The 425-nt window shown below is 72.7% G+C and carries 1 protein-coding gene; it reads left to right on the forward strand.

The window, feature by feature from the left end; translation table 11 throughout:
* A partial coding sequence (locus RM812_RS42530) for a TAXI family TRAP transporter solute-binding subunit (protein WP_311586409.1) occupies positions 1 to 425 on the forward strand: 425 nt, incomplete at both ends.

Consider the following 425-nt stretch of genomic DNA (forward strand, 5'->3'; position numbering starts at 1 on the left):
GGCTGCGGGGCATGGTGCGGCTGTACGACGACTACGTCCAGCTGGTCGTCCCGCGCGGCTCCGACATCGACAGGGTCGCCGATCTGCGGGGCAAGCGGGTCGGCGTCGGCCAGGAGGGCTCCGGGGTCCGGCTGGTCGCGGACCGGCTCATGAAGGCCGCGGGCATCGACCCGGCGCGGGATGTGACCGCGGTGTCGGCGGGGATCGACACCATGCCGGACCGGCTGGTCGACAGGGAGCTCGACGCCTTCTTCTGGTCCGGCGGGCTGCCGACCGGGGCGGTGCAGATGCTGTCGGAGCGCTATCCGGTGCGGCTGATCCCGCTGGAGGCCGGTCTGATCAGGAAGCTCCAGTCCCAGGGCGGCTCCGCCCGCTACTACCGGTCGGCCCTGATGCCCGCCGACGCCTACCGTCACGCCCAGCAG

Source organism: Streptomyces lancefieldiae (genome assembly GCF_031845825.1).
Lineage (GTDB): Bacteria > Actinomycetota > Actinomycetes > Streptomycetales > Streptomycetaceae > Streptomyces > Streptomyces lancefieldiae.